This is a genomic window from Gordonia jacobaea, assembly GCF_965344965.1.
GTDB classification, from domain to species: Bacteria; Actinomycetota; Actinomycetes; order Mycobacteriales; family Mycobacteriaceae; genus Gordonia; species Gordonia jacobaea.
In genome coordinates, this window is sequence record NZ_CBDRLS010000006.1 from 122,103 (window position 1) to 143,020 (window position 20,918).

Below are 20,918 nucleotides of genomic sequence, written 5' to 3' on the forward strand. Positions count from 1 at the left end.
GCGCATCATCCGACGAACCGCGACGGACAGGATTCACCGCAGATGGGCGACGCTCGCTCCGACCACCCAGTGGACGCCGACGACGTATCCGATGACCCGATTACCGACCTGGAGACAGGCTTCGCTGACCTGATGCGGCAGGGACGGATTCGACTGCGCACCCGTGCTCGTGCGGTTGACCCCCACCTCGACCCGTCGAACTATCCCCTGATCGCGATGCTCGCCAGCGCCGACGGATCTCTGCCGGTATCAACACTCGTCGCGCAGCTCGGACTCGAGAAGTCGACTGTGAGCAGACAGATCGACGCCCTCGTGCGCCTCGGTCTGGCCGAGCGACACGCCGACCCGCATGATGCCCGCGCTCGACTGGTCTCCTTGACTCCTACCGGCCGCGCACGCGTAGATCACGTAGCCGATGCGGCGGTCGCAGACTGGCGGGCACGGTTGTCCGAATGGGACCCCGAGGACATCCGGACACTCACCCGGCTGCTCAACCGCCTCCTTGTCGACGACGCGGAGTTCGAACCCGACCTGACCTGATCGGCGGCGTGCCCCGGCGCCGACATCGCGGCGCTGACATAACGGCGCAACGCCGCGTCGAGAAACTCCGCCGGAGCCGGGAATACTCAAGATAGTTGCGCGTTACAACTATCAATGGTTATAGTTGCTTCACTCAACTAGTTGGTTGCGTGACGTGTCTGCAGCCAGCAATCGGCCGGCCATTGTCGCCGCGCCCCCGACATCCCTCTCCCGCTCGGCAGACCGTGCGGGATCAGCCACTACCTCAGGAGGTTCTCCCATGTCTCTAACCGCCACGCGGGAGGTTGCTTCCGCAGCGGGCGCACCGATGACCCATCGACAGAAGCTCGAAGCACTCGTCGGTTTGCTCCTCGGGATGTTCGTCGCGTTTCTCTCGTCGACGATCGTGTCCAACGCACTCCCCGTCATCATCACTGACCTGCATGGAACGCAGGGTCAGTACACCTGGGTCGTCACGGCGACTCTCCTCGCATCCACGGCGACCACACCCATCTGGGGCAAGCTTTCCGACCTGGTGAGCAAGAAGATCCTGGTCCAGGCGTCGTTGGCGTTGTTCACCCTCGGTTCAGTCCTCGCCGGACTCTCACAGTCGGTCGGCATGCTGATCGGTTTCCGTGTCATCCAGGGCCTCGGACTCGGTGGCCTGCAGGCGCTGGTCGTCATCGTGATCGCATCCATGTTCAGCCCCCGCGAACGCGGCCGCTATCAGGGTCCGATCGCAGCCGTGATGTCGCTCGCGACGGTCGCCGGCCCGCTGATCGGTGGCGTGATCGTCGACACCAGCTGGCTCGGTTGGCGCTGGACGTTCTACGTCTGTGTTCCGCTCGCGGTGATCGCGTTGCTGGTCATCCAGCGCACGCTGAATCTTCCGACGGTCCGCAAGGACGTTCGCATCGACTACCTCGGCGCGTTCCTGATCGCGGCAGGCGTGAGCACACTGCTCATCTGGGTCACCCTCGCCGGTGACAGCTTCGCCTGGCTCTCGGGAATGACGTTCGGACTCGTCGCACTCGGAATCGTCCTCATCGCAGGTGCATTGTTCGTCGAATCGCGCGCCAAGGACCCGATCATTCCGCTTCGGTTGTTCCGTGACCGCACGACGACTCTCGCCACACTGGCGAGCGTTGCAGTGGGTGTCGCACTGTTCGGTGGTGCCGTGTTCCTCGGTCAGTACTTCCAGATCGCCCGCGGCTACTCCCCCACGGCGGCAGGTCTGCTCACCCTTCCGATGATCATCGGCTCGATGCTCGCCGCAACGGTCTCGGGCGCCCTGATCACACGGTTCGGTCGGTGGAAGCGCTTCCTCGTCGCAGGTGCTGCCCTGATGACAGCAGGCTTCTTCCTCCTGTCGACCATCGACGCCCATACCGACATGGTCGTCATCGGAGCGTTCCTGTTCATCCTCGGACTCGGCATGGGAATGACCATGCAGAACCTCGTGATGGCTGTGCAGAACAACATCGGACCCGATGACCTCGGTTCAGCGACGTCGACGGTGACGTTCTTCCGTTCACTCGGAGGCGCGGCAGGCGTGTCGGTTCTCGGTGCGGTGCTGGCAACCCACGTCACCGACCTGATCACCAAGGGTCTGGTTGCAGCGGGTGTCAATCCGGCACAGACCGGCGGGTCGGGTGCAGGGCTCTCGAACCTCAAGGATCTGCCGGGACCGATCGCCGAGATCGTCCGCGGTTCCTACGGTGACGCCATCGCGCGCGTCTTCTTCATCGCCGGTGTGATGGCCGCGATCAGCTTCGTCGCGATCGTGTTCATCAAGGAGGTCGCACTCAAGACGCAAAGCTTCGACGAACAGCGGATGGCCGCTGTTCGTGAGGAAGTCATCGACGTCACCCCCGCCGCGTCGTTCGACGTAGCTCCGGTCACCGTGGACAGCGGACGGACCAGCGACAGCCACGCTGGCGGCTCAGGCGTGGACGACATCGACGAGGAGTTCGCGAAACTCGTCGACGGACCGGCAGCCACTGCGCGCTCAACGGCCGCCGCCGGCGAAACCGACGCTCAGCACGGACGTCACGAGCGCACGGAGTAGCCGTCGAAACGATGTACGCGCACTAGCGCGCACTGATTCCAGACACACTGGTTCCAGACACACTGTGGCCCACAGCCTTTCGCTGTGGGCCACAGTGCATCTCAGAACCGTTGCATCTCAGAACTGGTGCATCTCAAAACTGTTGTCTGCACGGCGCAGCGCTCAGAGAGGAATGTCGAGTCCGAGGTCGAGCGCGGTTACCGAATGCGTCAGCGCGCCGACGGCGAGGTAGTCGACGCCCGTGCGGGCGTAGTCGGCGGCCTGGTCCAGACTCAACCCGCCGGAGGACTCGAGCTTTGTCTCCGGCGACCTGTTGTTGCGGCGGGAGACGGCCATCTGGGTTGCCCAGAGTTCGAAGTTGTCGAGCAACACGAGTTGGGGTGCGAGGTCGAGCACCTCGTCGAGTTGGTCGAGCGAGTCCACCTCGACCTCGACCGGCAGGTCGGGTGCCGCCGCACGCACAGCGCGGAGCGCCGCGCTCACCGATCCCGCGGCGGCAACGTGATTGTCTTTGATCAGCGCGGCGTCACCGAGCCCCATGCGGTGATTGACGCCGCCACCTGCGCGCACCGCATACTTCTGCAGATAGCGCATGCCCGGCAACGTCTTTCGTGAGTCGCGAATCCTCGCCGCCGTTCCGTCGACGGCGTCGACCCAATGAGCTGTCGCGGTGGCGATCCCGGAGAGATGGCACGCGAGGTTGAGTGCCGTGCGCTCCGCGGTCAGCAGAGCGGCGGTCGGCGCATGCACCGCCAACACCACGTCTCCCGGTGCGACTCTCGTTCCGTCGGCAACCGCAGCGGTCACCTCGTACGCACCGGCACCGACGACCTCGTCGAGGACGGCAAGTACGACGGGAAGCCCGGCGACCACGCCGAGCGCACGGCTGACGATCTGCGCGTCGACCGTCGCGCCGGCAGGCACCGTCGACGCGGTCGTGATGTCGGGGCCGTAGCGGAGATCCTCGTCGAGCGCCGTCCGAATCAACGCCCGCACCTCGTCGGTGATCGCCAGGTCGAGTTCTCCGGCTGCCTCGCGCTGGCCGATGAACGCGCTCATCGACTCATTCACCCGAACCCGGATTGCCGATCGCGATCATCCGCTCGACGCTCTTGCGTGCGCGCTCGGCGACATCGTCAGCGACGAACACCTCGTCCTTACCCTCACGCAACGCACGCAACAGCGCAGCCGGCGTGATCATCTTCATGTACGGGCACGACGCGCGATCGTTGACCGCCTGGAAGTCGATACCCGGCGCAGCCTTACGTAGCTGGTGCAGCATGCCGATCTCCGTGGCGACCAGAACCTGCTTGGCACCAGTCTGCCGAGCAGCGTCGATCATTCCGCCGGTGGACAGGATCTTCACGCGGTTGTCGGGCACTGCTCCCTCGCCCGCCAGATAGAGCGCCGACGTCGCGCACCCGCACTCGGGGTGGATGAAGAGGTCGGCGTCGGGGTGCGAGTTGGCCTTGGCGGTCAGCTCGTCGCCGTTGATACCGGCGTGGACGTGGCATTCGCCGGCCCAGATGTGGATGTTGTCGCGGCCGGTCTCCCGCTTGACGTGCGCGCCGAGGAACTGGTCGGGCAGGAAGAGAACGTCGCGATCGGGATCGATCGACGCGACCACATCCACCGCGTTCGACGACGTACAGCAGATGTCGGTGAGGCCCTTCACCTCGGCGGTCGTGTTGACGTAGGAGACCACGACAGCATCGGGGTACTCGGCCTTCCACGCCCGCAGATCGTCGGCGGTGATCGAGTCGGCGAGAGAACATCCCGCCCTGGCGTCGGGGATCAGGACGCGCTTGTCGGGGCTGAGGATCTTCGCGGTCTCGGCCATGAAGTGGACGCCGCAGAACACGATTTCGTCGGAGTCGACCTCCGCCGCGATCCGGGAGAGCGCGAGCGAGTCGCCGACGTGATCTGCAACATCTTGAATCGCCGGTAACTCATAGTTGTGCGCGAGTATGGTCGCATTGCGCGCACGTGCTAGTCGACGAACCTCTTCTGCCCACGCCGCGGTCGGTTCCACTCCGGTGAATCCGGTGGGACCGTCTGTCCACACCGCGTCAATCAGACCAGGTTCGGTGACTGCTACCGAACGGTCGCTGGTGATACTCATGGGTCGCTCCTTCAGCCTGCGACCGGAGAACGCGGTTCGTGCTCCGAGACAGGTTTTCGACTGTCGGTCGAAAACACCTAGATCGTAGCACCATGCCCGGTGGGTACCGTCGGTCTCCAATTCGAGTAGCGCACTACGCGTTTCTGTGGTCGCCTGCGGCAATAGCGTCGAAGAGGTCAGCGACAACACCGCCACTGCTCGACAAGAATCACAGGAGATACCCCGATGACCTCCACGATTGGCCCCCGCGCCGGCCAAGGCACCCCTTCGACAACCCCCAACCCGATGGCCATCGCGCCCTCGATCCCCACGCGCAGATCATCGTTCTCCACTCCACTCGAAGCGGTCCGACGTCGCCAGGAAGCACTCGAAAGGCTGGCCGCGCGTCGAATCGTGACTCCGCCGCCCATGGCGCCTTCGACCGCTGGACGCTCAGCCGACGTCGCCCATCTACGCCCTGTGGTGTCGGCCTCGGTGAGCCCCGGCGGGCAGTCCATCCCCCACGACGCCGAATTGAGCCACCCGCGCGTACCCCTGACCACTCGGGAGATCGAGGTGCTGCGGACGTGGCTCCTCACCGACTCCAAGTCAGTGGCGGCGTCGCGGTTGATGATCTCGGTGGGCACCGTCAACACGCACCTGGCACGCATTCGGACGAAGTACGCAGACGCCGGACGTCCGGCTCGCACCAAGGCGTCGCTGGTTGCTCGTGCGATCCAGGATGGCCTGATCAGCCTCGACGAACTCTGAGCGGAGCGCTTCGCGGGTTCGTGCGTCGAGCGCCTCGCGGGTTTCTGCGCGGAGCGCCTCGCGGTTGCCTCACGGAGCGAGCCCTAGAATCGACCGCATGCCTGCGCCGATTCCCGCCAGTTCCGATGGCGCCGCCTCCCCGGAATCGGTCACACAGGAATCGGTCACACAGGAAGCCGTCACACACGACGCGGGGCGCCCGACGTCCGAGTCGGCCGGAACTGCGGGCGTTGAGGTCCTGAGCGCGGTTTTCCAGGTACGCCGCCCGACGCCGGACGTCGAGCCGCAACTGTGCGTACTTCTGTGGCGGCAGCACGACGATGAGCCGTTCGCGCTTCCGGGCGGCGAGGTCGCGGGAGACGAGAGCCTCTCGGAAACCGCCCGCCGTCAGCTCGCCGACACAATGGATATCCGCAAGGTCGCCCATCTCGAACAGCTTTCGGTGTTCTCGGCACCTCATCGCACACCGGGTCGGCGGACGATCGCCTCGACGTACCTTGGCCTGGTTCCCACGGATGCGCCTGCACGCCTGCCCGACACCGCGGCATGGGAGCCGGTGGATTCCCTTGGCGTACTGGCTCACGACCACGCCGACATCATCGCCGCGGCGCGTCGACGTCTCGCAGGGAAACTCTCGTATACGAATATCGCGTTCGCGTTGGCGCCGTCCCGGTTCCCGATGTCGGAGCTGTCCGAAATCTATTGTGCCGCACTGGGTTACCCCGTCGACACAACCAACCTGCTGCGGATCCTCAGCCGGCGCGGCGTTGTCGTGGCCACCGGGACCGTCGGAAAAACGGGCCGCTCAGGTGGGCGGCCGCCCGCGCTCTACGCCTTCGCCGACAACGAGTTACGCGTCACCGACGAGTTCGCGACGCTCAAACCCCCACCGTGAGCGACTGATCTGCGTCGTCGACGACGCCGTCGCCCACACCGAGGTCGGCGTCGCTGGTGGCGAGCGCACACACCAGATAGACGAGACTCACGGTCAACGGTGCACAGATGAGGAGAATCCACGGCGCCGAGAACCCGTTGCGCGTGGCGCCGTCGAGCACGAGGTCGGGAACCACACGGAAGGTCTGCCCCATCCCGACGTCGTGCGGGTCCGGGAAGTGCAGATGCGCGACCCAGGTGCCGATAGATCCCGCGATCACAGTGCCGATCACCGCGGTCACGAACGTCACGCCATAACCGACGAGGCCTCGCCAATACCGCGCGGCGAACCATGCGAGCGCCGCCGCGACCGCACCGTAGGCGAGCATCCAGAACGCGAAAACCGCGACACCGGCGAATTCCTCACCAAGCTGTTCCGACGGCACGGCTGCGCCCTGTGCAGTCACAGTCCCGGTCATCGCCGGGGTCGTGACCGCCCACGCCACACCGAATACGGCGCCGAGCAGCAGCACGACAGCGCCGACGACGACCAGCGGTGCAGGCGAGTGCTTGCGCCGAACCGACACCGGGTTGACGGGCGTGCCCGGATAGACCTGCGCCATCATCGTCGACCGAGTTGCGACGAATCGACGACACCGTGGCGCGAACAACGCGCATCCCACCCGTCGGGACGCACCTGCACCACCATCCGCCTGCCGCACTGACCACAGAACCGAGGCGGCTCCAAACCGAGACGTGCCGCCTGCGGCACCTCGTCGGCCGCCTGCAGGTCGAGTTCGATGCCGGTGTACACGCCGTACCGGCACGGCTCGTCGAGCGGACCGGGGATGTCGATGGGGCTTCTGGCACCCGGATCGACAGTGGGCGTCGGAGTCATCGGCGTCCTCTCAGCTCAAAGGTCATCGAATTCGAGTATGCACGCCGAACTGAAGCGGCCCGCTCGCACGCTCCCGGCGCCGGCCTCAGATGCTGTCGTTGAGCGCCTTGATCGGCATCGAGAGGTCGTCGAGGAGGTCGAGGTCGTCCTCGGCGGGCCTGCCGAGCGTGGTCAGGTAGTTACCGACGATGACCGCGTTGATGCCGCCCAGGATGCCCTGCTTGGCGCCGAGGTCGCCCAGCGTGATCTCCCGGCCACCGGCGAAACGCAGGATCGTGCGCGGAAGAGCGAGGCGGAACGCCGCCACAGCCTTGAGCGCCTCGGCCGCAGGCAGCACGTCGAGGTCACCGAACGGCGTCCCCGGGCGCGGATTGAGGAAGTTGAGCGGAACCTCGTCGGGCTCGAGCGAGGCCAGGTCTGCCGCGAACTCGGCGCGCTGTTCGAGGCTCTCCCCCATGCCGAGAATGCCGCCACAGCACACCTCCATGCCCGCGTCGCGAACCATGCGCAGCGTGTCCCAGCGCTCCTCCCACGTGTGGGTGGTGACCACGTTCGGGAAATGACTGCGGGCCGTCTCGAGGTTGTGGTTGTAGCGGTGAACACCCATGTCCCGCAACTGATCCACCTGCTCCTGCGTCAGCATGCCGAGGCTGCAGGCGATCTGGATGTCGACCTCATTGCGAATGGCTTCGATTCCCGCGGCCACCTGCGACAGCAGCCGCTTGTCCGGACCGCGCACGGCCGCGACGATGCAGAACTCCGTGGCGCCGGTCTTCGCCGTCTGCTTGGCGGCCTCCACCAACGACGGGATGTCTATCCACGCACTGCGCACCGGCGATGCGAAAAGCCCTGACTGCGAACAGAAATGGCAGTCCTCCGGGCAGCCGCCGGTCTTGAGCGAAATGATGCCCTCGACCTCGACCTCCGGTCCGCACCACCGCATCCGGACGTCGTGGGCGACTTGCAGCAGTTCGGTGAGGCGCTCGTCGGGAAGCCGCAGTACCTCGAGCACCTGGTCGCGGTCGAGCGGCTCGCCGCGTTCGAGAACCTGAGCGCGCGCGACGTCGAGGATGTCGGTCGACGACGCGCCCGAGGCCTGCACGGTCGCGGCGTCGAGCGTCGGATCTACGGGTGCCTGTGTCATGCGTGAACTCCTTCGATGGGCTGAACGGCCGCGATGTTGTCGGGCGCGGAACGGGAGGTGAGGTCTGCGACGAAGTCGGGATCGAACCAGGTGGGCGCCGCGGCCCGGAACTGAGAGGGTTCGAGCTCCCCGACACCGTCGGGTATGACACCGACGACGGGTACCCGCGTCAGCCGGGGCAGGTCGACGCGATTGCATCGCATGGCGAGGTCTGGGTCGCGCGGCCACGAGCCGATGACAAGGCCTGCGGGACGAATTCCCCTCGCCCGCAACGCGTCGACGGTCAGCTCGGCGTGATTGAGCGCACCGAGGCCCGCCTGGACGACGACGACGGCTTCGGCTCCTACCGCGTGCGCGACGTCGAGCGCGGTGAGGTCGGGCGCGAGGCGCACCAGTACCCCGCCGGCTCCCTCGACGAGGGTCAACCGATGAGTCGAAACGAGCTCGGTGACGGCCTCTACGACAGTCGAGAGTTGCAGTGGGGCGAGTCCCGCGCGGATAGCCGCGGTCTCCGGCGCCAGCGGCTCGGGGTAGCGCGCACACTCGACCACATCGACGACACCCGCGAGGTGAGCGACGGTCGCGAGATCGCCCGGCTCCCCTGGCTCGACGCCGGTCTGCGCGGGTTTGCACACCGCCACGCCGACGCCGACGCCGCTCGGCGACTCTCCCGCAGCGCACGCGAGCGCAGCGGTGACGATCGTCTTACCGACGTCGGTCGAGGTACCGGTGATCAAGAGGGCACGTCCCGGGCGGGTCACCGTTCACCCCCGCCTTCGGCCAGCGCCTCGCCGATGACCTCGGCGGCGCGGTCGACGGTCGCGTCGTCGAGATCGGCGCGGACGGTCAGTCGCAGTCTCGACGTCCCCGGCGGGACCGATGGCGGCCGGAAACACCCGACCAACACTCCGCTGTCCCGACACCGCGCTGCGGCGTCGACTGCGGGCTGCGGGTCGCCGACGATGCGCGAGATCACCGCGGCGGCCGGGACCGGCGCACCGAGGCTGCGCGCCATGCGTGTCGCGTTGTGCCGCAATCGGTCTGGTAGCTCGGGCTGAGCACGCAGGACACCGAGAGCCGCACGCGCCGCACCGACCGCTGCCGGGTTGAGTCCGGTGTCGAAGATGAAGGTGCGCGCGACGTCGATGAGGTGCTCACGGACAGCAGAAGTCGCGAGCACGACGCCGCCCTGCGCGCCGAGCGACTTGGAGCACACGGTCGTGACGACGAGGTCGCGCGCACCGGAGAGTCCGACTTCTGCGATCAGTCCCCGACCCCCCGGCCCACGCACTCCGAGTGCATGCGCTTCGTCGACGAGCAGCGCCGCCGAGTGCTCGCGCGCAACGCGATAGAGCTGCGCGACCGGCGCAGGCTCGCCGTCGACCGAGTACACGGAATCGGTGACGACCAGTGCTCGCTCCTCGGGGCGATCGCGGAGCGCCGCTGCGACGGCGGCGACATCGCCACGGTCGACGACGACGACTCGCGCACGCGACAGTCGGCATCCGTCGATGAGCGACGCGTGGGTTCCGGTGTCGGACACGATGAGGTCGCCGCGCCCGACGAGCGCGGTGATGGCTCCGACGTTGGCGAGGTAGCCGGACGAAAAGCACAGTGCCGCATCAAAACCCATGAAGTCGGCGATGTCGTCCTCGAAGTCGACGTGCAACCGCGTTGTACCCGCGACGAGGCGCGACGCCGTAGCCCCCGCCCCGAACTCATCCAGCGCGGCATGCGCACCTGCGAGCACTGCGGGGTGCGTCGAGAGTCCGAGGTAGTCGTTGGACGCCAGGTTGAGCATCGACGCTCCGGCCTCGCGAACGAACGGAACACGGTGCAGCCCAGCCGAATCGCGCGCCGCGGCGGCGTCGGTGAGCCAGTCGAGAGCCGACGCGTCGTCGACCGTCGTGCCGGCCGCCCGCAGCATGTCGACCTCGCCGAACTCAGAGCCCAGCCCTGAACGCAGGGTGGCTTGATCCGGTGTCATCGGGCACCTCCCGCGCCGACCAACTGTGCACACGACGCCGTTGTGGCCGCGGCGATTCCGGAGCAGATCGTCTCGACGTCGGAGTCGGTGCAGACGAACGGCGGCATCGTGTAGATCAGGTTGCGGAAGGGCCGCAACCACACGCCGGCGGCGACAGCAGCATCCGTGGCCGCGGCGATGTCGACCTCGTCGTCGAGTTCGACGACGCCGATGGCCCCGAACGTGCGGACATCACGAACCCCGGCCACGTCGGTCAGTGGCGCGAGTCCTCGCGCGAGAAGGTCGGAGATGTCGGCGACGCGGCGTCGCCACGGGCCGTCGAGCAGCAGTTCGGTGGAGGCGACCGCGATCGCACAGGCGAGCGGATTGGCCATGAACGTGGGACCGTGCGCCAATCCACCGGCCTCACCCGCACTGATCGTCTCGGCGATCGCCGTGGTGCACAGCGTTGCGGCCAACGTCAGGTAGCCGCCGGTCAGCGCCTTACCGACGCACATGATGTCGGGCGAGACGCGCGCGTGGTCGGCGGCGAACAGCTCGCCGGTGCGGCCGAATCCGGTGGCGATCTCGTCGAAGATCAGCAGCACATCGTGCTCGTCGCAGAGTCGACGCAGTTCCCCGAGATAGGCGGGGTCGTGGAAGCGCATACCTCCGGCGCCCTGGACGACGGGTTCGACGATGATCGCGGCCAGTTCGTCGCGGTGCGCGACGACAGCGGCCTCTATGGAGTCGACGTAGTCGGCATCGAACTCCGCGGGCGGGGAAGGCACGAACACCTGGTCGGCCAGAACCCGACGCCACATCGCGTGCATCCCACCCTCGGGATCGCAGACGCTCATCGGGGTGAAGGTGTCGCCGTGGTACCCACCGCGCCAGGTCAGCAGGCGCGTGCGGCCAGGCTTGCCACGACTGCGCCAATACTGCAGCGCCATCTTCACCGCGACCTCGACCGACACCGAACCCGAATCGCAGAAGAACACCTTCTGCAGGGGTGCTGGTGTGATGTCGACGAGCAACTGCGCGAGCCGCGCGGCGGGCTCGTGGGTCAATCCGCCGAACATCACGTGGCTCATCGACTCCAGTTGATCGCGCGCCGCGGCGTCGAGGACCGGGTGGCGATAACCGTGGATGGCGGCCCACCACGAGCTCATTCCGTCGATGACCGCACCGCCGTCGGCGAGTGTGAGTCGCACGCCGTCGGCGCCGCGGACGACGCGCGGCTGCGTCGGCGACGGCATGGCGCCGTAGGGATGCCAGATGTGTGCTGCGTCGACGCGGCTGATGTCGGCTGCATCCATGTGGTGCGTCCCTCCTCGCCAGCTTAGAGTGGTCCTGGACACTGTTCAGGACCCGAACTCCTGGACACTGTACAGGCTCCTCCTGAACGCTGTACAGGTTGCGTCACGGCCAGACGGCCTGGATACCCTGACCCGGTGAGCAACAACCGCGCCGACGTCCTGCGCGCCGCGCGCGGCATCCTGACCGACTACAGCCTCGCCGACCTCTCGATGCGCAGGCTGGCAACCGAGGTCGGTGTTCGCCCCAATGCGCTGTACTGGCACTTTCCCAACAAGCAGTCGCTGCTCGCCGCGCTCGCCGACGACATCCTCGGCGACATCGACCCGTCGAATCCCGATCAGCCGTGGGACGCCAGACTCGCCGACATCGCGATCGGGATGCGGACGGCGCTGCTCGCTGTTCCCGACAGCGCGGAGGTGGTCTCGTCGGCGTGGGCCTCCGGACTCGCGACGAGAACGGTGTCCGACGACCTGACCGACGTCGCGCTTTCCGGCGGACTCACCCCGCGCGACGCGCACGGAGTCGCCACCGCGATATGCCAGCTCATCATCGGGCTGACGATCGAGGAACAGACGCGGGCCCAGATGGACCGGCTCGGGGTCACCGGCCCGTCGGGTCGCGACTTCGCAGCAGAATTCGACGACGCGCTCGGCGTACTACTCGACGGCGCTCGACACCGGGCGCGCGCCACTCGCTGACCCGAGGTCGTCGCGACACCCCTCTGCTCAGTGTGTCGGACCCGCTGGAATGGGTTTTTCACAGTTGCGGCGGGTAGCCTCCTACGCGGAGTACGGCGGTTGTCGTCCACCGCGCGTGTGTGTGGATAGGTCGCCACCGACTCGTCCCAGCCCCCGACACGGAAGCAAGCACGACAGACGTGGCAGCCCCAACCCAAGTGGTGACGACCCCTAACCGGAACGAGCCCGTCCCACCGCTCCCCGCGTATCGCACCGATCTCGACGGCCTCCGCGGGATCGCGATCATGCTGGTTGCCTGCTTCCACATCTGGTTCGGCCGGGTGTCCGGCGGCGTCGATGTCTTCCTCGCACTGTCGGGTTACTTCTTCATCGGATCGCTGCTGCGTCACGCGATCAACAGCCAGGCGTCGCACGTCACGTTCATCGAGGCGCTCAACCCGTGGCCGCGCCTCAAACGACTGCTGCGTCGACTGCTCCCGGCGCTGTTCACGGTCCTCATCGCGGTCGCGATCCTGACCGTCATCGTGCTTCCGCAGACCCGCTGGCTCAACATCGGACGCGAGCTGCGTGCGTCGGCGCTGTACTACCAGAATTGGTATCTCGCGCTGAACTCGCAGGACTATCTCGCGGCGAGTTCCGCGAACAGTCCGCTGCAGCACATCTGGTCGATGTCGGTGCAGGGGCAGTTCTTCGTCGGCATGCTGTTCGCCGCGGTCATCGCGGCCGGGACGATCAAGCTGCTGTCGGCGATCATCCGACCGATCGCCGAGCCCACGATCCGTCTTCTCGTCGGCCTCGCCCTGCTGACGGTCGCTGCTGTCTCGTTCTACTGGGCGCACATGCGGATGGGCGTCAATCAACAGTGGAACTACTACGACACCCTCTCGCGCCTGTGGGAGCCACTCGCCGGCGGTCTGCTCGCCATCTGGTTGCCGCGCTGGCACGTTCCCCGTTGGATCCGCAACGGTGCGGCGATCATCGCTCTCGGCCTGATCATCACCTGTGGGTGGTGGATCGACGGCGTCGACTCGTACCCGGGTCCGTGGGCACTGGTGCCGGTCGGTTCGACGCTCGTCATCATCTGGGCGGGAGCCACCGCGCTCGAGCGTCCTCGGTCCAGGCATGAAGCGATCGATCAGTCGCAACCGGCGGTCAACCGTGCGCTGTCCAGCCGGGTACCGGTATGGCTCGGCACCATCGCGTACTCGCTGTACCTCTGGCATTGGCCACTGCTGATCTTCTATCTGACCTGGCGCGGCAAGGACCACGCCAACGTCATCGAGGGCATCGGGCTCCTCGCCGTGTCCATCGGTCTGGCCTGGCTGACCAAGCGCTACGTCGAGGATCCGCTGCGGGGCGGCGACCGCGCGAAGCTGGCCCGCGGCGACCGACAGGGACGTTCGCGTTGGCTCAGCTACACGTCGGTGGTGACGACCGTACTGGTCGTCGCGTCGATCGGCGTCGCGGTCGGGGTCAATGCATGGGACCGCCACGTCGCGAACACCGTCGTCAACACAGCGAATCTCGACCCGCACTCCTACCCCGGCGCCCGCGCTCTGCTCAACGGCTGGCCGGTGCCCGCGCTCGATCCCCAACCGACACCGCTGGCAGTACTCGGCGACTTTCCCGCGACGTCGACGCAGGGCTTCATGAGTTCGTTCGAGGACCCGGAGATCCATGTCGGCGTCTACGGTGACCCGACTGCGACGAGAACGATCGCCCTAGCGGGTGGCTCGCATGCCGAGTTCTGGATCACCGCCCTCGACGAACTGGGCAAGCGCAACCACTTCAAGGTCACGACCTACCTGAAGATGGGGTGCCCGCTGTCCACGGAGCTGGTGCCCAAGCAGCGGGGTGTGCCGTATCCGCAATGCCACGACTGGGTGCAGCGCGTGATGGCGAAGGTGATCGCCGACAAACCCGACGCGGTGTTCACCAACTCGACCCGTCCACGCGACTACAAGCCGGGCGACTGGATGCCCGACGACTACAAGCCGATCTTCACGCAGTTCATGGATGCGGGCATCCCCGTTCTCGGCATGCGCGACACACCGTGGCCGATGGGACCGACGGGCGCTCTCGACACTCCGACGTGCCTGTCCGACGGCGGAACCGCATCCGAATGCGGCTCCGATCGGGCGCGGGTGCTCTCCCCGACCGATCCCGCAGCGCCGTTCGCCGACGGCAAGCCACTGTTCCATCCGCTCGACGTGTCGAACGGCATCTGCACCCCGACGGAATGCCCGGCAGTCGTGGGCAACATCATCGTCTACAAGGATTGGCATCATCTGAGCGCGACGTACGTGCGCAGTCTGACCGACGAGCTCGAACGCCAGATGGCACAGGCCGTGCCCTGGACCGGTCCCAACCACCGCTGACGCGCCAGCGGTCGTCGGCTCAGTGACCTCCTCGCGGAGTACGCCGATGCAGACCGACCGTGGGGTGTCGTCTAACGCACACGGGTGCGGCTTTTCCCCGAGATGAAGACGGCGCGTATCGCGACTAGGGTCATGGCATGACTGCGAAAAGGTGGGCATGACCGTACCGCCGACCGACGACACGGCACCTCACGAGCCGGCACCCGGCACCGATGCCCAGAGCGTCGGACAGACAGCCGACGCGACGACGGCCACTCCCCCGCGTACATCAGAGTCGACGCCGGGATCGCTGCCGCCGGACAGCCCCGAACAGGCTGACGCGCTCGTCGCTCCCGAGCCCGAGCCCATCCCGGTCTGGCCGGGTACGCCATATCCGCTCGGCGCAACGTATGACGGTGTGGGAACCAACTTTTCGCTGTTCTCCGAGGTCGCCGAGGCCGTCGACCTGTGTCTGATCGACAGGGACGGACACGAGCGTCGCATTCGTCTCGACGAGGTCGACGGCTACTGCTGGCATTGCTATCTGCCGAACATCGGCCCAGGCCAGTTCTACGGATATCGCGTCCACGGCCCCTACGATCCGGCGAGCGGGTTGCGCTGCGACCCGTCAAAGCTGCTGCTCGACCCTTACGGCAAGGCATTTCACGGGGATTTCGACGGCGACGAGTCGTTGTTCTCCTATCCCATGGCGTCGTCCGAGTCCGACGACGATGGTGGTGAACCGCCCGTCGTCCCCGCCGAACAGTCGTTGCGCGCCACCGCCGACCCCGTCTCCGACGACTACGAGACCTCGTCGGCCACCACTGCCGGCGCGCACAACCCCACCGCGGACACCGGAGACTCGTCGTCCGAGGAATCGGCGACCGAGACCGCCAACGGAGACGCGGGCCCGTCGACAGGCGAGACCGACGCCCCCGCAGCTGACACCGAGACCCCCGTCGACGACGCCGAGACCACCGCCGAAGACGCCGAAGTCCTCATCGAAGACGCCGACACGGAGACGATCACGCCCGCCGAGGACGTGTCGGCCGACCGGTCGCCGTCGATGCCGCAGCTCGATTCACTCGGTCACACGATGTTGTCCGTGGTCATCAACCCGTACTTCGACTGGCAGCACGACCGCGCGCCACGACGCCCCTATCACCAGACGGTCATCTACGAAGCGCATGTCAAAGGCATGACCGCGACCCATCCCGACATCCCGGAGCAGTTGCGTGGCACCTATGCCGGCCTTGCCCACCCGGTGATCATCGACCACCTCAAAGAGCTTGGCATCACGGCGATCGAACTCATGCCCGTGCACCAGTTCATGCAGGACTTCGTGCTGCGCGACAAGGGTTTACGCAATTACTGGGGCTACAACACGTTTGGTTTCTTCGCGCCGCATCTCGAGTACGCGTCCAACCCGGACCAGCCCGCCAGCGCGGTGACCGAGTTCAAGGCGATGGTGCGTGCCTACCACACCGCAGGCATCGAGGTGATCCTCGACGTGGTCTACAACCACACCGCCGAGGGCAACCACCTCGGTCCGACCGTCTGCTTCCGCGGCATCGACAACGGCGCCTACTACCGACTCGTCGACGGTCAGCCCGAGATGTACATGGACTACACGGGCACCGGCAACAGCCTCAACGGACGCCATCCGCACACGCTGCAGCTCATCATGGACTCGCTGCGCTACTGGGTGCTCGAGATGCACGTCGACGGTTTCCGCTTCGACCTCGCATCGACGCTCGCCCGCGAACTGCATGACGTCGACCGCCTGTCAGCCTTTTTCGATCTGGTGCAACAGGATCCGGTGGTCAGCCAGGTGAAGCTGATCGCCGAGCCGTGGGATATCGGCGAGGGCGGCTATCAGGTCGGCAACTTCCCGCCGCTGTGGACAGAGTGGAACGGCAAGTATCGCGACACCGTGCGCGACTATTGGCGCGGTGAGCCTGCGACGTTGGGAGAGTTCGCCTCTCGGCTCACCGGTTCGTCGGATCTCTACGAGTCCACGGGCCGACGGCCGTCGGCGAGTATCAACTTCGTCATCGCGCATGACGGCTTCACGTTGCGAGACCTGGTGTCCTACAACGAGAAACACAACATGGCCAACGGTGAGGACAACCGTGACGGCGAGAGCCACAACCGGTCGTGGAACTGCGGCGTCGAGGGTCCCACCGACGATCCGGAAGTGAACGAGCTCCGCGCGCGCCAACAGCGCAACATCCTCGCGACGATGTTTCTGTCACAGGGCACCCCGATGCTGGCGCACGGTGATGAGATCGGTCGTACCCAGCAGGGCAACAACAACGTGTACTGCCAGGACTCGCCGCTGGCGTGGATGGATTGGTCTCTCGCCGACAAGAATTCGGACCTTCTCGCGTTCACCCGCAAGGCCATCGACCTGCGCACCAAGCATGCGGTGTTCCGGCGTCGACGCTTCTTCGCGGGCAAGCCGATCCGGTGGGGGGAGGACATGCTCGACATCGTGTGGCTGACGCCCTCGGGCGAGGCGATGACGACCGCCGACTGGGACAGCGGATTCGGCAAGAGCCTCGCAGTCTTCCTCAACGGCAACGGCATCGCGGAGAAGAACGAACGCGGTGAGGTCATCTCCGACAACAGCTTCATGATCTGCTTCAACGCACACTACGAGGACATCGAGTTCACGTTGGCCTCCGAACGGCTCGGCCACGAGTGGGAGGGCGTCTTGGACACCACACATCCGCAGGGCGACTCCCACATCGAGTCGGCGCCATGCGGCAGCACGGTCACGATCGGCGCGCGTTCACTCCTCGTCTTGCGCACGCTGGCATGACGACAAGCGATCGCCCACACCCGATCGCCACCTACCGGGTACAACTGACACCGGATTTCGACTTCGCCGCCACCGTCGGCATCCTGGATCACCTTGTGGCGCTGGGCATCAGCCACATCTATCTGTCACCGATCGGGACCGCCATGCCAGGGTCGACGCATGGCTACGACTGGGTTCCACCACCCCAGGTGTCTGCCACACTCGGTGGCCTCGAGGGGCTCCGCGCACTCCGGGTCGCGGCGTCCGAGCGCGGCCTGGGAATCATCATCGACATCGTGCCCAACCACACCGGTGTCGCCGAGGTGATGCGCAACCCGTGGTTCGCCGATCTACTCCGGCGCGGCTCCGGCTCGCGGTACGCGTCGTACTTCGACGTCGATTTCTCGTCGGAGAACGGTTGCGACGGCAAAATCGCGATTCCTGTGGTCGCCTCCGACGGCGACCTGTCGCCGCTGACCGTCGACTCGCACGGCGTGCTGCGCTATTACGACCACGAATTCCCCACCGCCCCGGGAACTCTGGGTGGTAGCGCACAGGATGTGCATGCGCGCCAACACTATCGGCTGGTGCCGTGGGACAGCGGCCTCATCGGCTACCGCAGATTCTTCACGGTCAACGAGCTCGCGGGCCTACGCCAAGAAGACCATGAGGTCTATCGCGCAACGCACACCTGGATCAACGAACTCTTCGACGCCGAGCTCATCGACGGCCTACGCGTCGACCATCCCGACGGACTCTGGCAACCGATGGCCTACCTCGACGAGTTGCGAAGCGACATCGGTCCCGACTCGCTGCTGTACATCGAGAAGATCCTGGCGGCCGACGAACAACTCGAACCGACCTTGCCCGTCGAGGGGACGACCGGATACGACCAGATGCGGATCATCGACGCGGTGTTCACCGCACCGTCGGGAGTCGTCGAACTCGACGAGATCCACCTGCGCGTCACCGGCGTACCGGGTGATTCGCATTGGCTGCACACACAGGAGCGCGAACGCAAACTGCAGACGCTGCACGACAAGTTCGGCAGCGAACACCGCAGATTGGTCCGCGCGATCACTCATTCTGATCCCGACGCCGATTCGGACGCGGTCGCCGAAGCGACCGCAGAGCTGATCGCGGCGCTGCCCGTGTACCGCGCCGACTATCCGTCGCTGCGTCCCCTACTGATCACCACCGCGACCGAGATAGCCGCGCGCAGAGCAGATCTCGCTGCTGCCATCGATACCGTGATCAGTGCGACAACGCAGGACGGCGCCGCGAGTTCTCGGCTGGCACAGACCGGCGGTGCCGTGACGGCCAAGAGTATCGAGGACAGCCTCTTCTACCGGACAGCGCGACTCGTCTCGTCGCTCGAGGTGGGTAGCGACCCCGCCGACCCCACCATGAGCCTGCAGAACTTCCACAACCACAACGCGATTCGTGCGGTGCAATGGCCATTGGCCATGACGGCGACCAGCACCCACGACACCAAACGCGGTGAGGACGTGCGTGCTCGGATCGCGTTGCTCGCCCAGGTACCCGAACGGTGGTCGCTCCTCGTCGACGAGCTCTGGTCGAATTGGCCCCCGCCGGATGACCTCACCGGCTACTTCCTCTTGCAGAACATCATCGGCGTCTGGCCGATCGGCGATCCCCCCGGCAGCGCGACCGTCAGCGACGAACTCCGACAGCGCCTGTACGACTACGCGCGCAAGGCGACGCGGGAGGCCGAACTGCACACGTCGTGGACCGACGTCAACGAGGAGTTCGAGGGCCAGATCGACGCCTGGATCGACGAGATCACCAAAGGTGCTGCAGCCGAGTTGATCTCACGTTTTGTCTCGCGGATCGCCTCGGCGTGGGAGCAAGAGGCGCTGGCACGCAAGGCGATTGCGCTTCTGTGCCCGGGCGTACCGGACATCTACCAGGGCACCGAGTGGTGGGACGACTCGCTCGTCGATCCCGACAACCGCCGCCCCGTCGACTACGACCGTTCGCTCGATCACCCCAAAGCGCGGGTCGTGCGTGCGGCACTCGCGGTACGCGCAGCACGTCCGGCAGCATTCGATCGCGATAGCGGTTATCTACCGCTCTACGCCGACGGGCCGGGCGCCGACCACGCGATCGCGTTCGGACGCGTCGTCGACGAGGTGCCCGAGGTGCTCGTCGTGACGGCCCGATTCACCCACAGCCTCATCGACGACGCGGCGCTGACCTTCCTCGACCTACCCTCTGGGACCTGGCGTGATGTGTTGTCGGACAAGGTCTATCGGGGCGTCGCAGACCTCGGGGAACTGCGTGCCGCGAACCCTGTGGCCATCCTGGTACGTGCAGGCGATGGTGACACCTCTGTGGCAACCGGCGCGGCGTCGGCGACTGGGGCCGACGTCGCCGCGGTTGGCTCAGCCGCCGGGAGCAGGAGCAGGCGCGGCGGGTGATGGTGCGGCCGGCGCGGGGCTCTGCGAACCGCCCTGCGTATCGGCGGCCGGACCGCTCGCTCCCTGCTGCTGCCCCAAACCGGCCTGTGCCCCACTGAGTTTGGACACCTTCCAGGAACCGTCTTCCTTCACCAGGTTGAGCCAGACGAGCATTAGCTCCTTACCGCCGCTGGGTGCGATCGTGCTCGTACCGGACACCTCGACGAGCACGGCGGTCGACGCACGATCGGCGTCGAAAGACTCGACCGACACCGACTTGACCGTCGGAGTGGCCTTGACGTTGAGATCGCGCAGCGCCTTGGAGCCGTCTGTCTGCTCACGCTCGAGATTTTGTCTGAACTCTCCGGTACTCAGCGGCCCCAGCAGAGTCTTCATGTCGCCGACGGCATCGGAATTCATGGTGCTGACGAGTTTGACCGTGAAGACCGACGACGCCGACTTCGCATCGTCGAAGGCGGCCAACTTCTGTTGGTCGCGGTAGTAGCCCCAACCGAGCAGTCCGACACCCACGATCAGCGCGAGAACCACGATCCCTGCGAGCACCTTGAGAATTCCCGCGGTGCTGATGGTGACAGAAACCTGGCGAGAACCCTTGCGCTCCTTCTTCTCCGGCTCTGCCGCGTCGCCTGCTGCACCGCCCTCGGTCTTCTGAGCGGCAGTCTCCTGAGGGGTCCCGTCGGCGGCTGCGCTGGACCTGCGAGCCGCGGCACGCGCACTCTTCGTCCGAGGAGCCTGCCGCTCGGTGACATCGTCCGACGCTGCGGCATCTACCTTCTCGGCATCTACCTTCTCGGCGCCTGTCTTCTCGGCGCCTGTCTTACCGGTGCCGACTTCTTGCGCGTCGTCGGTGTCGATCTTGTCGGTGCTGTTGTCGTCGACGTTGTTGTCGTCGGTGCTGTTCTTGTCGGCTGTCATGTGCTTCCAGTTCAGTGTGCTCGCCCGCCCCGGGTGCGGACGCG

Annotated in this window: 17 protein-coding genes; 8 read left to right on the forward strand and 9 right to left on the reverse strand. The window is 66.2% G+C overall.

What is annotated here, in order from left to right; genetic code table 11:
• Positions 1 to 42 precede the first annotated feature (42 nt).
• Positions 43 to 540, forward strand: a complete 498-nt coding sequence (locus tag ACRVY7_RS19730) for a MarR family winged helix-turn-helix transcriptional regulator (protein WP_049698562.1) — start codon at positions 43 to 45, stop codon at positions 538 to 540.
• Between the two features lie 307 nt (positions 541 to 847).
• On the forward strand, positions 848 to 2,587 hold the full coding sequence (locus tag ACRVY7_RS19735) for an MDR family MFS transporter (protein ID WP_488184325.1): 1,740 nt from the start codon (positions 848 to 850) through the stop codon (positions 2,585 to 2,587).
• Between the two features lie 162 nt (positions 2,588 to 2,749).
• Here ACRVY7_RS19735 and nadC read toward each other — a convergent pair whose 3' ends face one another.
• A complete protein-coding gene (gene nadC / locus ACRVY7_RS19740; RefSeq protein ID WP_431818334.1) occupies positions 2,750 to 3,646 on the reverse strand; it encodes a carboxylating nicotinate-nucleotide diphosphorylase in 897 nt (298 codons plus the stop codon).
• 4 nt (positions 3,647 to 3,650) lie between these two features.
• Positions 3,651 to 4,709, reverse strand: coding sequence for a quinolinate synthase NadA (gene nadA / locus ACRVY7_RS19745; RefSeq protein WP_431818335.1), 1,059 nt, complete (start codon positions 4,707 to 4,709; stop codon positions 3,651 to 3,653).
• Positions 4,710 to 4,934: 225 nt separating this feature from the next.
• Between nadA and ACRVY7_RS19750 the strand changes: the two genes are divergently transcribed.
• Together ACRVY7_RS19750 and ACRVY7_RS19755 are read left to right on the forward strand one after the other, a co-directional pair.
• On the forward strand, positions 4,935 to 5,459 hold the full coding sequence (locus ACRVY7_RS19750) for a response regulator transcription factor (protein ID WP_287004995.1): 525 nt from the start codon (positions 4,935 to 4,937) through the stop codon (positions 5,457 to 5,459).
• A gap of 97 nt (positions 5,460 to 5,556) precedes the next feature.
• Entirely contained in the window at positions 5,557 to 6,354 is a 798-nt protein-coding gene (locus tag ACRVY7_RS19755) for an NUDIX hydrolase (RefSeq protein ID WP_431818336.1), read from the forward strand.
• On the opposite strand, the gene ACRVY7_RS19760 is transcribed toward ACRVY7_RS19755, so the two are convergent.
• The 6 genes from ACRVY7_RS19760 to ACRVY7_RS19785 form a co-directional block, all read right to left on the reverse strand.
• A complete protein-coding gene (locus tag ACRVY7_RS19760; protein ID WP_287004993.1) occupies positions 6,338 to 6,958 on the reverse strand; it encodes a DUF2567 domain-containing protein in 621 nt (206 codons plus the stop codon). The two genes, ACRVY7_RS19755 and ACRVY7_RS19760, sit on opposite strands and share 17 nt — an antisense overlap.
• Positions 6,955 to 7,230 carry a biotin synthase auxiliary protein BsaP gene (gene bsaP, locus ACRVY7_RS19765; RefSeq protein WP_431818337.1) on the reverse strand — a complete coding sequence of 92 codons (276 nt, stop codon included), beginning with the start codon at positions 7,228 to 7,230 and terminating at the stop codon, positions 6,955 to 6,957. Before bsaP ends, ACRVY7_RS19760 begins: the two co-directional genes overlap by 4 nt.
• Before the next feature lie 85 nt (positions 7,231 to 7,315).
• Positions 7,316 to 8,374: a biotin synthase BioB gene (gene bioB / locus ACRVY7_RS19770; RefSeq protein ID WP_431818338.1), complete on the reverse strand. Its 1,059-nt coding sequence runs from the start codon at positions 8,372 to 8,374 to the stop codon at positions 7,316 to 7,318.
• The gene (gene bioD, locus ACRVY7_RS19775; RefSeq protein ID WP_431818339.1) at positions 8,371 to 9,135 is read right to left on the reverse strand and encodes a dethiobiotin synthase; all 765 of its coding nucleotides are present in this window, start codon (positions 9,133 to 9,135) and stop codon (positions 8,371 to 8,373) included. The genes bioB and bioD overlap by 4 nt, the downstream gene beginning before the upstream one ends.
• Positions 9,132 to 10,301 (reverse strand): 8-amino-7-oxononanoate synthase, encoded by a 1,170-nt coding sequence (locus ACRVY7_RS19780; protein WP_431818426.1) that lies wholly within the window; start codon positions 10,299 to 10,301, stop codon positions 9,132 to 9,134. Before ACRVY7_RS19780 ends, bioD begins: the two co-directional genes overlap by 4 nt.
• Positions 10,302 to 10,357: 56 nt before the next feature.
• On the reverse strand, positions 10,358 to 11,659 hold the full coding sequence (locus ACRVY7_RS19785) for an adenosylmethionine--8-amino-7-oxononanoate transaminase (protein WP_431818340.1): 1,302 nt from the start codon (positions 11,657 to 11,659) through the stop codon (positions 10,358 to 10,360).
• Between the two features lie 135 nt (positions 11,660 to 11,794).
• On the opposite strand from ACRVY7_RS19785, the gene ACRVY7_RS19790 reads away from it, so the two are divergent.
• The 4 genes from ACRVY7_RS19790 (at position 11,795) to treY (ending at position 19,959) form a co-directional block, all read left to right on the forward strand.
• The gene (locus ACRVY7_RS19790) at positions 11,795 to 12,358 is read left to right on the forward strand and encodes a TetR family transcriptional regulator (protein WP_431818341.1); all 564 of its coding nucleotides are present in this window, start codon (positions 11,795 to 11,797) and stop codon (positions 12,356 to 12,358) included.
• Positions 12,359 to 12,537: 179 nt separating this feature from the next.
• A complete protein-coding gene (locus ACRVY7_RS19795) occupies positions 12,538 to 14,736 on the forward strand; it encodes an acyltransferase family protein (protein WP_431818342.1) in 2,199 nt (732 codons plus the stop codon).
• A 157-nt stretch (positions 14,737 to 14,893) separates the two neighbouring features.
• On the forward strand, positions 14,894 to 17,539 hold the full coding sequence (gene glgX, locus ACRVY7_RS19800; RefSeq protein ID WP_431818343.1) for a glycogen debranching protein GlgX: 2,646 nt from the start codon (positions 14,894 to 14,896) through the stop codon (positions 17,537 to 17,539).
• Positions 17,536 to 19,959, forward strand: coding sequence for a malto-oligosyltrehalose synthase (gene treY / locus ACRVY7_RS19805; RefSeq protein ID WP_431818344.1), 2,424 nt, complete (start codon positions 17,536 to 17,538; stop codon positions 19,957 to 19,959). The genes glgX and treY overlap by 4 nt, the downstream gene beginning before the upstream one ends.
• Here the strand turns inward: treY and ACRVY7_RS19810 are convergent.
• On the reverse strand, positions 19,924 to 20,874 hold the full coding sequence (locus tag ACRVY7_RS19810) for an Rv1363c family protein (RefSeq protein ID WP_431818345.1): 951 nt from the start codon (positions 20,872 to 20,874) through the stop codon (positions 19,924 to 19,926). The genes treY and ACRVY7_RS19810 overlap by 36 nt on opposite strands.
• Positions 20,875 to 20,918 lie beyond the last annotated feature (44 nt).

Excerpts from the sequence above, each read along its gene's own strand:
- nadC (WP_431818334.1), bottom strand. The coding sequence starts at position 3,646 with ATGAGCGCGTTCATCGGCCAGCGCGAGGCAGCCGGAGAACTCGACCTG.
- ACRVY7_RS19760 (WP_287004993.1), bottom strand. The coding sequence starts at position 6,958 with ATGATGGCGCAGGTCTATCCGGGCACGCCCGTCAACCCGGTGTCGGTT.
- ACRVY7_RS19810 (WP_431818345.1), bottom strand. The coding sequence starts at position 20,874 with ATGACAGCCGACAAGAACAGCACCGACGACAACAACGTCGACGACAAC.
- treY (WP_431818344.1), top strand. The coding sequence starts at position 17,536 with ATGACGACAAGCGATCGCCCACACCCGATCGCCACCTACCGGGTACAA.
- ACRVY7_RS19780 (WP_431818426.1), bottom strand. The coding sequence starts at position 10,301 with ATGCTGCGGGCGGCCGGCACGACGGTCGACGACGCGTCGGCTCTCGAC.
- glgX (WP_431818343.1), top strand. The coding sequence starts at position 14,894 with ATGACCGTACCGCCGACCGACGACACGGCACCTCACGAGCCGGCACCC.
- ACRVY7_RS19750 (WP_287004995.1), top strand. The coding sequence starts at position 4,935 with ATGACCTCCACGATTGGCCCCCGCGCCGGCCAAGGCACCCCTTCGACA.
- nadA (WP_431818335.1), bottom strand. The coding sequence starts at position 4,709 with ATGAGTATCACCAGCGACCGTTCGGTAGCAGTCACCGAACCTGGTCTG.
- bsaP (WP_431818337.1), bottom strand. The coding sequence starts at position 7,230 with ATGACTCCGACGCCCACTGTCGATCCGGGTGCCAGAAGCCCCATCGAC.
- ACRVY7_RS19735 (WP_488184325.1), top strand. The coding sequence starts at position 848 with ATGACCCATCGACAGAAGCTCGAAGCACTCGTCGGTTTGCTCCTCGGG.
- ACRVY7_RS19755 (WP_431818336.1), top strand. The coding sequence starts at position 5,557 with ATGCCTGCGCCGATTCCCGCCAGTTCCGATGGCGCCGCCTCCCCGGAA.
- ACRVY7_RS19730 (WP_049698562.1), top strand. The coding sequence starts at position 43 with ATGGGCGACGCTCGCTCCGACCACCCAGTGGACGCCGACGACGTATCC.
- bioB (WP_431818338.1), bottom strand. The coding sequence starts at position 8,374 with ATGACACAGGCACCCGTAGATCCGACGCTCGACGCCGCGACCGTGCAG.
- ACRVY7_RS19785 (WP_431818340.1), bottom strand. The coding sequence starts at position 11,659 with ATGGATGCAGCCGACATCAGCCGCGTCGACGCAGCACACATCTGGCAT.